The following is a 13,594-nucleotide window of genomic DNA, read 5'->3' as shown; positions in this document are numbered from 1 at the left end:
TGATAAAAATTTCACAATTAAATACTTCAAACAAGTTATTTAATGGATATTAGCATATAATTATATTTCCCTGAAAAGCAATTTCTGATTATGGAAGTTTTTCAAACGCGATACTGCTGATGTTAAACCCTCCTTCCGCGGCGAGCACCCTGAATTGATGCTTGCCTGCAGCAAGGTTTATATTTTTAAGTGTTACCGTTTCAAATTTATCCCAACTTCCTGTATTGGCAATGGCCATGTCTTTAATCACTGGTTTTCCGTTGACCAGGAATGTCAACTTCCCTTTATTATTTTCTGATGCTACGTTAAATTTAAGCGCATACTTACCAGGTTTTGCAAGATCAACCGTATACTGAAGCCATTCGCCTGTTTCGATATCGCTGATATAATAACCGCTTAAAGGAGCAGCATGCTTTTGAATATCTACGCCATCATTTCTATAGATACGGCCACGGTTCCCAATGGTCGTTTTGTTGGTAGACACGTGATAATCTGCGGTATCCGTATCAAAGTAAGCTTGCCCAAGGATTCCTAAGTCATAGTCAACCGCCTGAATAACCGTCTTATCTTTGACTGAATGGGTTGTAAATGGTTTGGTCTCTATAGAAAAGGGCTGACGGAACATGGCATCAATTACATCGCGGTGAACAATAGTATTGGCTATTTTCAAATCATCGGCCAGTTTCATTAATCCTTTGAGTGCCTTAGCCGAAGCCGGCTTCGCACCCTTACCATTCCAGTATTCCTTCAGGGCATCATAATCCGGATTAGAGCGTACCTGCAATGGGTTATTGTGTCCTAATTTTTTTAATGGCCACCATGCCCAGCCAATGTTATTCTTTTCAAATAACCGAATGGCTTCGGTAAACCAAACGTTTGAATTTTCACCGGTTTCTCCCAACCAAACCGGAACATTATATTTATCTCTGGCATCCAGCATTCCTTGTGCAGATCCCTGGTCATTAAATGCCCAGTACTTATGATAACTCAATACGAGGTTATCGTCCCATAGTGGAAAAATACCGTTGTAGTTGTTGCCCCAGCCATTACCCTCAATAATAACCAGGTGTTTTTGATCAACCGATCTGATGGCTTTGGTAATATCAATCATTAGCTTTCGCAGTGGTTCGTTCTTTTTCTCCTGCAGGCCATGCTGATCCGTTTCCCTGTTTTCAAATCCCCAGTTGGGCTCATTGATGATGTCATATCCACCTATCCATGGCTCATTGGCGTACTTCTCAGCCAGTTTGTGCCATAGTGCAATGGTTTTGTTCTTATTGGCTTCACTGTCCCACAAGGATGGCTTGGCAGGATCACGGTCTGAAATGTTAAAATCATTTCCTTGTCCGCCTGGTGCACCATGTAGATCCAGAATCAGATACATCCCATTGCTTTTACACCAGGAAAGCAGGCTGTCTGTCATTGCAAAACCTTTTTCAAGCCAGGTATTTTGTCCGGCTACCGGTTCTTCCTCTATGGGCAGGGTATACAGGTTATAATGCATGGGCAACCGGATTGAATTAAATCCCCATGATCTCATCGCATCTACATCAGCCTTGGTGGTATGATTGGCCAGCCATTTATTATAAAAGATCTGTGTTTGTTCTTTTCCAATCAGTTCTTCAATCCGTTTACGGATCAAGTGCTGCTGCCCGTGGCCATCAATGCCCAGCATATACCCTTCCTGCAGCATCCAGCCGCCAAGTCCCATGGCCCTAAGCAATACATTCTCTCTTTTTTCATTTACAATTCTTTTTCCATCAGCCTTTAAAAATCCCTGGGCAGAAGCGGGGGAAATTGCAGACAGGCTAAAAGCGATGCAAATTACAGCAAGACTAATTATTTGATATATCCGCATCATTTTATTCAATTATTAGGGTGGAAATAGAATGTGGCAAGCTGGTTGTCTCGGCAGCGTTCCCATTTATCCATAAATAATAAGGAATGGTGTCTTTTGATTTGTTCATTACGATGACAACCACTTTACCATCCAGGTTGATAAAAGCTGTAGTTAGCAATTTATCCCGGTTAGCCGAGCTTGCTATCCTTTTAGCACCCGGGCTAACGAACTTAGAAAAATGTCCCAGGTAATAATAAGAATTGGTATAGATCAGCTTACCTGTTCTCGTATCGGCATGGATCGGTGCAAAACAAAAATTACCGACGTGGTTAGGCCCGCCCTTTTCATCTAGCAGCATATTCCAGTCTGTCCACGCAGTAACGCCCGATCTGAAGTCGTTGATCATGGAATATCCATACCGTTCTCCAAGCGACCAGTTCGCTACACTGTCCAGGTTAAATTTTTCTACACATCCTTCTGTAAAAACAAGCTGCTTATCCGGAAAAGTTTCGTGTACCAGTTTCACATTATCAAACAGCATATCACTTCCTGTCCAGGTTTCATACCAATGAAAACCAATACCCCAAATGTATTTTGCAGCTTCAGGATCGCTCAATAAAGTATTCGCACGCTGAAAGATCTGATCCCTGTTATGGTCCCAGGCAATTAGTTTTTTATCTGACAGTCCATTTTTCTTTAAGGTTGGCCCAAGGTATTCTTTAATAAAATCCCGCTCCTCTTCGGCTGTATAAATGCAGGACTCCCAGGTTTGGGTTGCCATCGGTTCATTTTGCACGGTAAGGCCCCATACCGGGATTCCTTTAGCTTCATACGCCTTAATAAATTTAACATAGTAATTGGCCCAGTTCTGCCTGAATTCTGGCTTAAGCTTTCCGCCTTGCAGCATACTGCTATTGGTTTTCATCCAGGCCGGCGGACTCCACGGACTCACATACAAAGGAAGTTTGCCTCCGGCAGAAGCAATCGCTTTTTTAATTAAAGGGATGCGGTTTACCTCATCGTGAGCAAGATTAAATGTTTTCAGATCAGCATCATGATCTTGTACGTAAGTATAACTTCCACTGGAAAAATCGCTGCTATGGATCGTCGTTCTGGCTAATGAGTAGCCAATACCTTTACGTTTATCATAATAGGCAGTTAGCCATTCATCCTGCGAAGCTTTAGGAAGCTTTGCAAAGGTTTCTGCCACGGCATCGGTAATTGAACCACCGATCCCTGTAACCGACTGAAAGGTTTTAGAAGGATCAACGAAAATGCATACCTGAGTTTCAACAGGCTGTTTTAATGGTTTAAAAGTTAATTTTCCATTTTCTGAGATGCGCAATGCCGTTTTTTCAGCGGTGGTATAAACGGTTCCTGTTCTTGCTTTTTCCTGCTGGGCATAAGAAAAGGACGCATACAAAATGAATACCGGTAAGAAGAATGCTTTCATGTGTGTGTTGTTTTAGAACTTAAAAGGCATATCAATCCAACACAAGGAAATAAACCCTTGTTAATCAAATCCATGCATTAAAATTTTACTTACTGATCGATCATTTTGAAATAACGGACATAATCGATTTCCATCTTCTGAGGGAATATGGTGTCGTCAATACCCTGTGCACCACCCCAATCTCCGCCAACTGCTACATTCAGCAGCAGGTGAAACCTTTTATCAAATGGCCACTCTTTATAGGTCTTTCCTTCATTTACAAATTCAAACACCTTTTCACCGTCAAAGTATCCCCGAATGGCATAAGGGGTCCAGTCTACACGGTACGTGTGAAAAGCAGTACTTACCCCTGCAATTTTCTTGGTACTTGACTTTTGTGTATTTATTTTAAAATAATAGGCTTCTGAATGGGTAGTAAAATGAACGTTATCCTGATCATAACCTACATGCTCCATAATATCAATCTCACCAGATTTAGGCCAGTCGCCATAAGCACGGTCTGTTGGCAGCATCCATATGGCTGGCCACGTTCCTTTACCCGAAGGCAGCTTGGCCTTTACTTCAATTCTGCCGTAAAGCACATCCATCTTGTTGCGGGTAACCAATCTTGCAGAAGAGTAAGCCATGCTTCCGCTACTTTCTTTTTTAGCCGTAATGGTCAGCATTCCATTCCCTACACTTCCATTCGCAATGCTGTTGGTGTAATTTTGTTTTTCATTGTTTCCCCATCCGCTGCCGCCTAGATCGTAATCCCATTTTGCAGTTGCCGGCAATCCGTCATAATCAAATTCATCACTCCAGGTTGCTGTAGATTCAAACTTCCAGTTTTTATCAACCTGCTCTACCGGTTTTGGCGGAGTGATGATCGGATCTCCTTCACCGCCACCAGAGCAGGAAGTTAATGAAAGCAGGAGCGCTATTGGGGCTGTAAAGAATGTTAACATGACTGTTTTTTTTAATAAAGGCATATGCGGCTGTTTAAGATAGGAAAAATAAGTGTACAGATTGGAAACCCCGGGCTATGCCGGGATTATTCCAACCTGTACACGTTATCGTGTTATTTAAATTCAAAATCATCAATGTAGAATATTCCAGGGAATGGATGTCCCTCTCCGCCCAGCTGAACCACGATCTTATCGTAAACATCGTCGGCAGCAAATGCAGAGAAGTCAAATTCGAGTTCTATCCATTTATTAAATTCAGTAATAACATGGGCAACTTCCCTCTGGGTAGTCCATGAGTTACCGCCTAATAGTGAATTCTGCAGCTTAATGGCGACTTTAGGATTTACTTTGGTAAAGTCATTATAGCCGGGAATAAACACTTTCAGTTTGATCTTATTTTTTGTAGTCAGGTCAAAGCGGTGGTTCAATGTGGTCTGCAGGTTACCATACTGGAAGTTGTCTCCATCCATTTTGGCATAAAAACCTACTTTAGCTGATGCATTGATTGGTACTGGTGCCGGGTTATCGTAAGCTCTTTTATAGTTGATATTTTCTGCAAGCCAGGTTACATTACCATTTGCATCAAAATCATCATTTAAGCTCGCTGCTCTTAATGGTTTAGGTTCTACAGGAATTACCGGATGAACATATCCTTTTGGAACCATGCGAACCCACCAGGCATTACCAGCATTTGCCCGGTCTGCAAATTTCACATACAGTTCATTTTCAGTCAGCGTAATAATTTCAAACTTAGAAACTCCGGTATAATAGGCCAGGAATCCGTTATTTGAGATATTGATAAAGCGCTGAGAACCGGTTTGCGAAAAGTTCCAGGTCATATTTGTTGGCGGCGTAAAGTTGACCGTAAAGTCATTAGCCTGAACAGTTCCGCCCAAACCTGCACCATTGGCCCCGTTTACAAATGTAGTACCATTGTTTTTATACGTGTATTTTAACCCATTGGTATTAAAGGTCATCTCGTCATCGTAGAAACCCGCAGTTGCCTTTTCATTCGGGTCAGCATTGTACCATTCTGCGCTTCCGGAACCGATGGGACCTACGCCCAAATGGCCTGACTTTTCTTTATCTACTACCCAGGTTTTACCTGCTGCACTCACCGCACCACCAGTAAGCAGGTCGTAATCCGGACCAGTCAGCATGGATGTATTGGTTTGTGCAATGATCACTTGTTTTGTTGTTGTTGCATATCCGCCTTTGGTAAAGATGGTTAGTTTCACGGTATAAGTACCCGCTTCAGGATAAGACCCTGAGATGGTACTTCCCTCACCAGATGCACCGTTACCAAGGTCCCAGATTGCTTTAAATCCTTCCGACTCATTTTTAAAGTCGATGATGTTTGCATTGGCACTTTTAGGAGTAGCGGAGAACTTCACGTCGGCAGCTACGGGTGCAGCCATCCCTTCATCCGGAAATTCTGTTCTTTTACAGGCCCCCGTTATTAAAATTAAACCCATTAACAGGTAAGGGAATGATTTTATAAAAATATTGTTAGTTTTCATATGCTGAAATGATTAATTATAACCAGGATTTTGTTTAATTGCGTTTTTAGTGATATCAATCTCACCTTGTGGAATGGGCAGATATTCACTTCTATTCGCTGTATAGCCTACCGGGCCAAGCACCGCTACAGCTCTGTTGGTACGTACCAGATCAAAGAAACGGTGGCCTTCTGTGGCCAGTTCCATACGGCGTTCGTTGTAAATATTATCCAGTGTAGGTGCTACGCTTCCCAGATTCATCCTTCCTCTAACCAGGTCTAGCATGGTCTTGGCGCGGGTTACATCTCCTCCGGATCTCACTAAAGCTTCTGCTTCCATTAAGTACGTATCAGCCAAACGGATCTCTATTTCATTGATCGGCCAGTTCAGTTCAGCAGTACCACTGGTTGCCCTTACTGCAGCTACCGGGGCATATTTCTTAATGAAATAATCCGTATTCTGGTACCTTGCCGTATAGGTTGCCCCTTCCGCTTTCAATGCTTTACCATCAATGATGGTATACTGAAAACGCGGATCATTTTTCATGAAATCAACCAGGCTTTCGGTAATCGGGCAAAAACCCCATCCATTGGAATAAACCGGTCCTTTATAGCTGTCTGCTCCTACATATTGAGGGGCAACATTACCTTCACCACCATTAACCCAACCCCAGTCTCCCCAGGCTGCATTATTTGAGTGTGGAATTTCAAGGATCGATTCTGAGCTAAACTTGTTATTTGGATCAAAAATGGCCGCAAAGCTACCCAGTAATGCATATCCATAATTGGAGTTTACCTCTCTTAAAAGCGTTGCTGCTTCGGCAATTTTTGCATTGTCATTGGTATATAAAAGTACTTTTCCAAGCAGTGCCTTCGCAGCTCCCTGAGAAACCCTTCCTTTTTCGGCAGCGGCAACCGGAGCCGGAAGAGCCGGATAGGCTTCTTTCAGATCTTTTTCTATTTGTGCATAGATCTCTGCAGGAGCAGATTGCTGCTGTGTATACAACTCACTGGTAGGTAAAACCTTAGTGATCAATGGAACACGGCCAAACAAGCGAACAAGATCAAAATAGAAATAAGCACGGATAAATTTAGCTTCGGCGGTAACACGGTCTTTAAAAGCCGCACTTAGTGCCGTATTGCCTTCCATCTTGCTTAGCAATAAATTGGCCCTGTTAATGCCAGTATAGCTTTTAGACCATAGACCAACCTGTGGCCCTAACCTGGAATCCATTTTAAAGTTATCATATGCCACCCAGTTAGGCTGATCTGAAGGACTGCTCCCTCCGGCATAAGAATCATCAGATGCTGCAGTAAGCAAAGGCATCTTCATGGTATAACCGCCGGATGTTCCCCATTGCATTACATCATAAGCCGCAATTAAACCCTGATAAACTTCTTCTTCTGTTTTATAAAAATTGCCTTCCAGGGCCGTACCTCTTGGCGTTAATTCCAAAAAATCTTTTTTACAGGAAACTGTGACCTGCATGATCGCTAAAACAGCGATGGTATATTTTATATTCTTAAATTTCATGATCTTACGTATTAGATTAGAAGCCAACATTTAAACCCACAAAGAAACTTCTTGCCTGAGGATAATAACCCCGGTCAATACCGTAGCTGCCACCACCAATTTCCGGGTCGTAACCGCTGTATTTTGTAAATGTTAACAGGTTATTTGCCATTATATAAAGCCTAACCTTGTCTACACCTGCTTTCTTGCTGGTTGCATTTGGGAGCGTATAACCTAGCTGAATGGTTTTTATTCTAAAATAATCTCCTTTTTCAATAAACATTTTTGATACCCTGCTAAAGTTTTGATTATTATCGGCAGTGGTCAATCTTGGAAATGTATTTGTTGATCCTTCACCGGTCCACCGGCCCAGTGCAGCGGTGGTAAAGTTTGAAGAAGGCAAGTCAAAACGACGTAAACCGTTAAAGATCTGGTTTCCGGCAACACCTTGTCCGAATACAAGGAAGTCTAAACTTTTCCAGGCGGCAGATAAGGTTAAACCATAACTAAAATCTGGCGTTGGATCACCCAAAAACTCCCTGTCGGCATCGCTGATGCTTCCATCACCATTGATATCTGCAAAGCGGATATCTCCTGGTTTTGCGTTCGGCTGGATAGGTGTTCCTGCAGCATTTTTATAGTTGGCAACATCTGCGGCATTCTGGAACAGACCTTCAGAACGGTATCCATAAAATGAACCGATTGCGTGTCCAACAGCAGTACGTGTAATCTCCAAACCCTGAGGCGTGATCCTTGCTCCGTTTAAGAACTCTTTATCATCTCCAAGAAACTCAATGTTGTTTTTAATGAAGGTGGCATTACCGTTGGCTTTAAAATTAAACTCACCAATTGTTCTGCTATAGCCAAGTTCAAATTCTAAACCTTTGTTGGTTAATGTAGCAATGTTACCAACCGGTCCATTGTTACCTACATACAATGGCACCTGAACATCAAGCAGCATCTCTGTAGTTTTTTTCGTAAACCAGTCTGCAGTAAAAGTAAGGCCACCAAACAATATGGCGTCTACACCAATATTTGTTGAAGAGGTCTCTTCCCACTGCAGGTCAGGATTTGCCAACGCATTCGGACTCACTCCATTTACCAGTACAGGAACCAGTCCGGTACCCACACTATAGTTTCTGCCTCCGCTCACTGTTGGCAGGTATCTGAAATCACCGATCCGGTCATTACCCGTTACCCCATAAGATCCTCTGAATTTCAACAGCGAAACAACTTTGTTCTCCGGGAAAAATTCTTCTTTAGAGGCTACCCATCCCAATGATGCAGACGGGAAATAACCATATTTATTGTTTGGTCCGAAACGGGAAGAACCGTCACGGCGAATGATCCCTGTAAACAGGTACTTCTCCTGATAATCATAAGTTAAACGACCAAATAGAGAGTTCAGTGTACTTAAATACTCTCCGCCATAAAAATCAGTATTGGTACGTGCTACCGGGAACTGAAGTGAGGCTTCTTTGAGCGTATTTACCGGAAGGCCTTCTTTAACTCCGCCCTGGGTTTCTCCGCGGTTCTTTTGTGCAGATATACCGGCAAGAACCTGGAAGTTATGGCTGCCAATGGTTTTTGTGTAGGTTGCCGTATTCTCTAAGTTCCAGAATAAGCCACGATTGGAGTTACGGGTATAGGCATTTAATTTCGATTCAGATGTAGGTGATAAATAATAAACCGGTCTGAAATTCTGGTCGCCCCAGAAAGCCAGGTCCACACCACCTGATGATCTCAGTTTTAAACCTTTTATAGGTTCAACTTCTATGAATACATTTCCTACGATCTTATCAGACCAGCTATTTCCCTGTGCAACAGCAAGTGCTGCAAGCGGGTTTAATATTTCTGACTGTGCATAAGGAGAAATTCCATATGGCAGGCCAGCACTGTTCCTAACCACCGGGAAGGTAGTATATGGAGGTGCATTGTATTTAGCCGGATCCGTTTCCACAGCCGGCGTGATCGGATCCATGTTGATGGCACGAACCAATGGCGATCCGTATTCATCATTTGTTGCTACGCCGACATTATTGATCCGTGTATAACCGATGTTATTACCAAAAGTAATGGCATTGGTTATTTTATGCTGTGAGTTGAACCGTGCGGTAAATCTTTTGTATCTGGAATTTTTGCTGGCAACAATACCTTCCTGGTCTAAATAACCGAAAGAGCTGAAATAAGTAGACCTGGCTGTTCCGCCCTGAAAACTCAATTCCTGATTATGCCATAAGGCACTGTTGTTAAATACCTCTTTCTGCCAGTCTGTACCCACGCCTAAAGACGAAGGGTTTGCAAAGCGGATGGCGGTTGTTGGATCTGCAGCGGTTGAACCTGCTACCGCAGCCTCATTGTAAAGAATGGCATACTGCGTTGCATTTAACAGGTCAAGCCTGTGGTCAGGAGCCTGGGTGCCTACAAATCCATTGTAGTTAACCCGTACCCTGCCATCTGTATCTTTTCCCTTTTTTGTAGTGACCAGTACTACTCCATTACCACCACGTGCACCGTAGATGGATGCAGATGCTGCATCTTTAAGCACTTCGATGGATTCAATATCCGATTGGTTCAGATAATCTATACCACCGTCTACCTGAACCCCGTCAACAATGTAAAGGGCGTCGCTGTTACCAATGGTTGTTGTACCCCTGATACGTAACGTAGCGCCCGAACCTGGCTGACCGGAAGCACCGGTAATGGTTAAACCAGCTGTTCTACCCTGCAAGGATTGCTCGATACGGGTAACTGGCATGTTTTCCAGATCTGAGGCCTTAACACTGGAAATCGCACCGGTTACCACACTCTTCTTTTGAGTACCGTAACCAATTACGACCACTTCGGTCAGGTCCGTTTGATCTTCTTCTAAAGTTACATTGGCTGTGTTACCTGTTATGGTAACGGTTTGTGGTTTCATTCCCAGCATTTTAAATTCAAGTTTTGAACCTGCTGGCACTGAAATACTAAAGACTCCGGAAGCGTTTGTCATTGTTGCCCGGGTTGTTCCCTGCAAGGTTACGGTAACACCGGGTAAAGGTTTTCCTTCAGCCTTGTCCGTTACTCTGCCTGTTACTGTTACTTCCTGTGCCTGGGCGACAAAAGGTGCTATTAGTAAACAGTAAACAAAGAAAATAAGCGTAATACTTCTTTTCATACACTAAGATTTATATTTGGTTAAATATTTGGTTAATTAACTGCTCCCTGGCGGTTGCAGCTAAGGTCAAAGCTATAGCAGGGCACGATAGATTGTATAAATATGCCCCCCTACACAGCCACTACAATCGGGCTAATAAATTAGTTATTCAGGCTAAATAAGCCCTACAACACCACTACAGCAGATAATTAAATTATTAATAATCAAAAGGTTATATTTTTATACCTGTTTTGTATTTCTTGATACTTTTATCAGGAAATCGTACAAGTTGGTTTCTGGAGATAAATGCAGTTTCTTTCTTAACCGGTACCGTCCTATTTCTACTGCTTTAATGGTTATATTCATTAGCTGGGCAATTTCCTTAGTGGAGAGATTCATTTTAAGATAGGCGCTCAGCTTGAGTTCATTTGGGGTCAGATCCGGAAACTGGTCTTTAAGTGTATTGAAGAAATCTGTATTTACCGTATTAAAATGCATCGAGAAATTATCCCAGTCCTGGTCACTTTTCTCCACATCCCGGATCAACCGGATCAAATGCCTGAAGCTTGGTGAGCTGTCATTGATGTCATGGTTCTTAATGATGGTTGAGATCACCTCCTTGATCCTTGCCAATACCTTACCTCTTTGAACCAGGTGCATTGTCATGTTAGACAATTCCCTGTTCTTATAATTTACATCGGCCTCTAATTTTTCGTATTCCAGCCTTACAATCTCCTTCTCTGACCTGTCCAGCTCCAGCTGATGCAGATAACTTAACCTGGCCTGCGCAATGGTATGTTTCTCTTTTTGCCATTTAAAAGACACATGAATAATAATGGCCAGGATAATGATATACAACAGGTACATCCAAATCGTTTGGTACCAGGCAGGAAGTATCTCAAAGGTATACGATGTGATCTCAGATTCATTGCTGAAGCTGTTCCTGGCCTTTACATTGAAGGTATATTTACCAGCAGGAAGATTGGTGTAGTCTTTTTCGCTTTTTTGGTTCCAGGGCGACCAGCTTTTATCAAAGCCAATGAGCTGGTAGCTGAATTCAATATTGGTTTGATGCTCAAATAAGGTGGATGAGTATTCAAAATGGAGCGAGCTGTATCCATTGGATAATTTCATGATCTTAGAAAGGTCCTGAGCTTCGGTAAGGCCGTCTCCTTTCATAAAGTACCCGCCAAAAATTACACTGTCTTTTTTACCGAAAAGCTTAACGCTGCCAATTAATATGGTGGGCTTGGATATATTCTGCAGGTATTTGCTATAATTTACATGGTAAGCGCCTTTATTTGCACCGATGAATATGTTTTCAGGGTTTAAAAAATAGACCGATTCAAAGCCCCCAACCACTTTACCATCCAGCTGCGGAAAATAGTGGACGGAGAAAGGCTGCTTTTTCGAAGGCTGGCTAAAGTCCAGTATTCCAACTTTTTTATCGGATACAAACCATACATTTCCTAAATTGTCTTCTTTAAGGTACTGCAGACTTAAACCTTTAAGTGCACTATAAAGTAGTTGAAATGGCTTAAACCTGCGTTTGGCTTCATCATATTCATAAACACCATCTTCAGTGGCCACAACTACCCTGTTCTTTATTTTAAATACATAATTATAAAGATGGGAAGGCAATCCTTCACGGTCTGTAAACAACGTATATTTTTTAATTTTACGATAGTCTGCAGACAGTTCCATTTTATAAACCCCATGATAAGGATGTGATGCCCAGATGTGGTTGCTGGAATCGAACGCAATAAACCGCAGCGATTCTTCCCGCCGCCCTTCAATCTTTCCGCCATTGGTAAAATTCCCATTGGCATAACTGATCTTTTGTAAACCAAGGTAGGTACCCGCAATGATATGGTTTGATGGAAAAACATCAGATACCGGTTCAAACAACCAGGTACCGGGAACCGCATAGATTTGTTTGGCCTTATTGTTTTCAACGATAAAGAAGCCGTCTTCATGCGCCATTAAAAGTTTATTATTGATTTCATCCAGGTTCCAGACCTGCCCCTTTGAATTTGGAACTTCAGAAAAGGATCCCTTAGAAAGGCTAAGGTCTTTAATGCCGGGTTCAATAGGTGTAGCATATAAGCCATTGGAAGTTCCAATATAAAGCGTCTGGTTAAAGCTTCTGATTGCGTAGCTGGTTACCTGTTTATTTTTATCTGGAAAGATGTTTTTAACCGCGCTGTTGATCGCGATATAATCTATCCCATCATCAAGGGCCAGCCATAGGTTTTTATTCTTATCGGTGATAATGCCTCTTACGTTATTGTTTTGAAGCCCGTCTTTATAGGTATATTTTTGAATTAGCCTGCCATTCTTGTTGATAACCATGATCCCCCCGGAAGTAGTTCCTATCACGTATTTATCCGTATCTATTTTACTTGCTGCGTAAATCCTGTCGTTATAAAAAGTCTGATCAAAGCTTGTCTTTTTTGGGATAAGCTGACCATTGACCATTAAGAATAACCCGTTCTTTAAGGTAGATACCAGCAGTGTATCCTTATTATACTCCATCATGGAGGTAACTGCAGACCGGTTTAATACCGGATCATTGCAATAAGGCATCCAGGCGCCATCATCAAAGATCATTAGTCCTTTTCCTTTGGAATGGGCAAACAATTTATTGTTGCCCTTGCCTGCAAATTCCCAGGAAACATCTGGCGGGTAAGCTTTCACTACACCATCTTTGTAATAGAGGATCACGTTTGTGGTTCTAAAAACAACGGCATCTTCCAGGATGGATACATTCCATACATCGGCAAATTTACGGTACTTCTCCGGTACCAGCGGAATGATGGAATGGTATTTTAAGATCCCGTTCTCTTCGGGGAAATAATACCCTGCCTCATCCTGACCGCCTACAAAGATCCTGTTCTTATGGTCAATCTCAACAGATCTTACACAGGTTAAGTTAGGGAGCCTGATCAGGTTCCAAAATCTTCCGTTAAAAGTGAGCAGCCCTTCGTTATTTGCAAAATACAGAATTCCGTTACGGTCCTGCGCCAGATCCCAGTTCTGGATCCCTGCCTTATAATTGTCATTGGTGTAGTTAAGTATCTGGGGTGTAGCGATCTGACTAAGGCTTCTTGAATGGGTAAAAGCGCATAAAAGCAGAATGATGATTAGGGACTTGCTCATAAAAAGCTGCAAAATAAAAAATCCGTATTTGGTTAGTTCACCAAAATACGG

Annotated in this window: 7 protein-coding genes; all 7 read right to left on the bottom strand. The window is 42.3% G+C overall.

The window, feature by feature from the left end; genetic code table 11:
- Positions 1 to 88: 88 nt before the first annotated feature.
- The gene (locus tag ATK78_RS19595; RefSeq protein ID WP_243732578.1) at positions 89 to 1,861 is read right to left on the bottom strand and encodes a cellulase family glycosylhydrolase; all 1,773 of its coding nucleotides are present in this window, start codon (positions 1,859 to 1,861) and stop codon (positions 89 to 91) included.
- A 1-nt stretch (position 1,862) separates the two neighbouring features.
- Positions 1,863 to 3,293: a glycoside hydrolase family 30 protein gene (locus tag ATK78_RS19590; RefSeq protein WP_133577824.1), complete on the bottom strand. Its 1,431-nt coding sequence runs from the start codon at positions 3,291 to 3,293 to the stop codon at positions 1,863 to 1,865.
- An 89-nt stretch (positions 3,294 to 3,382) separates the two neighbouring features.
- Positions 3,383 to 4,261, bottom strand: a complete 879-nt coding sequence (locus ATK78_RS19585) for a glycoside hydrolase family 16 protein (RefSeq protein WP_243732577.1) — start codon at positions 4,259 to 4,261, stop codon at positions 3,383 to 3,385.
- An 89-nt stretch (positions 4,262 to 4,350) separates the two neighbouring features.
- Positions 4,351 to 5,757 carry a PKD domain-containing protein gene (locus tag ATK78_RS19580; protein WP_133577822.1) on the bottom strand — a complete coding sequence of 469 codons (1,407 nt, stop codon included), beginning with the start codon at positions 5,755 to 5,757 and terminating at the stop codon, positions 4,351 to 4,353.
- 12 nt (positions 5,758 to 5,769) lie between these two features.
- Positions 5,770 to 7,269, bottom strand: a complete 1,500-nt coding sequence (locus ATK78_RS19575; RefSeq protein WP_166664922.1) for a RagB/SusD family nutrient uptake outer membrane protein — start codon at positions 7,267 to 7,269, stop codon at positions 5,770 to 5,772.
- A 16-nt stretch (positions 7,270 to 7,285) separates the two neighbouring features.
- Entirely contained in the window at positions 7,286 to 10,405 is a 3,120-nt protein-coding gene (locus ATK78_RS19570) for a SusC/RagA family TonB-linked outer membrane protein (RefSeq protein WP_133577820.1), read from the bottom strand.
- Positions 10,406 to 10,624: 219 nt separating this feature from the next.
- Positions 10,625 to 13,543: a triple tyrosine motif-containing protein gene (locus ATK78_RS19565; protein WP_133577819.1), complete on the bottom strand. Its 2,919-nt coding sequence runs from the start codon at positions 13,541 to 13,543 to the stop codon at positions 10,625 to 10,627.
- Between the last annotated feature and the right edge of the window lie 51 nt (positions 13,544 to 13,594).

This window comes from Pedobacter metabolipauper, assembly GCF_004362715.1.
GTDB lineage: Bacteria > Bacteroidota > Bacteroidia > Sphingobacteriales > Sphingobacteriaceae > Pedobacter > Pedobacter metabolipauper.
Note: the sequence above shows the minus strand (reverse complement) of the source record. Positions and strands in the feature narration are given on the sequence as shown.